Origin of the sequence: Bifidobacterium simiiventris (assembly GCF_019331715.1) — a bacterium.
In the GTDB taxonomy this organism is placed as follows: domain Bacteria; phylum Actinomycetota; class Actinomycetes; order Actinomycetales; family Bifidobacteriaceae; genus Bifidobacterium; species Bifidobacterium simiiventris.
The window spans coordinates 1-1,270 of the sequence record NZ_JAHBBG010000033.1 but is presented as its reverse complement, the minus strand read 5'-3'; the positions used below and the strand labels follow the sequence as shown (position 1 = coordinate 1,270).

Sequence of the window (1,270 nt, the reverse complement as noted above, 5' to 3'; positions counted from 1 at the left end):
GCGGTGACGGGCAGTGCCCATAGGTTGCCGGTCCATTTCATGATCGTATTGCCGGTGTAGATGAGGTATCCGCGGTGGAATCGGGGGTCTTTGGCGAGTTCCGCGAGTCCTTTGAAGTCGTTGCGGTTGACTTTCGCCGAGGATTTGACCTCGATGCCGACGAGGCGGTTCCGTCGTTGCATGACCAGATCGACTTCCTTGGGGCTGGAGCCGGGTTCTCGCCAGTAGAAGCAGTCGGGGTGCGTGGCCGACCATTGCACCGCCGGCACGATCTGGTTGACCACGAACGATTCGAGCAGACCGCCGTAGATGACGGGGTCGGCGAGCGGGTCCTTGCCTTTGGACAGGAGCGTCTGCACGCTCAGTGACGTGTCGACCGGATGCAGTTTCGCGCGGGTGAATGCCTGGCGGTTCGGCGCGGTCTTGATGTTGGGCAGCGCGTGGATGAGGAAACGGCGCATGAACACCCCGACGTAGCGTTCCACGGTGCGGCGGTCGAGCGCGAGCTGGTCGCCGGTGGCGCTGGCGTTGAGGATGCCGCCGGGCGAGCACAGGAGCCTGTCGAGGATCGTGCGGGCGATGACCGCGTCGAGTTTTTCACCGGGCAGGATCGTGTCGCCCAACACGGTAGCGATGTCGTCGGTTACGAGTCGTTCGCGCTCCCAGTCCTCGTATTCGTCGTACTGCGATGAGTATTCCGGGAATCCGCCCGCGGCCATCAGGCCGTACAGTGCGCTGCGGCCGATGCCGCTGTCGTAATCCGTGTTCGGGACACCGTTCCACAGGTCGTCGACGATGCTGCGCGGTATGCCGAGTCGTTCGCGCTGCGTCAGTGGGCTCATGACATAGCGTTGAGCGCGTCGGGCGAGTGGGTCCTGGCCGTCGAGGCCGCCGCGGTTGATGACCGCGCTGCCGGTGAGCAGGAATCGGATGCCGCCGGATGGCATGGCGTCGACGATCTCCTTGACCTCGAGCGGCAGTTCGGCGATGCGCTGCGCCTCGTCGATGATGACCGGCGTGCGCAGTTCATTCAGCCATCCGCGCAGGTCGGCCGTGGCGAGATTGTAGGTGTTCTCGTCGGCCAGCGTAGCGTAGGCGAATCCTTGCGGCACCAGTTGCTCGCGGGCCATCATCGTTTTGCCGACCGCGCGTGCGCCTTCGAGGATCACGGTCTTGCGCCTCGCGTTGAGGATCGTCTCGGCCAGGGGGCGGGGGATGTAGTCTGTCATGTACATCATTTTATACTATTGATGTACAAAAAATAGTGCAC

1 protein-coding gene is annotated in these 1,270 nt (G+C 63.1%); it reads right to left on the bottom strand.

Translation table 11 applies throughout. The features are described 5' to 3' along the window. The coding region (locus KIH76_RS11480) for an ATP-binding protein (protein ID WP_219070787.1) at positions 1-1,229 on the bottom strand (1,229 nt) is incomplete at its 3' end. Positions 1,230-1,270: the final 41 nt, after the last annotated feature.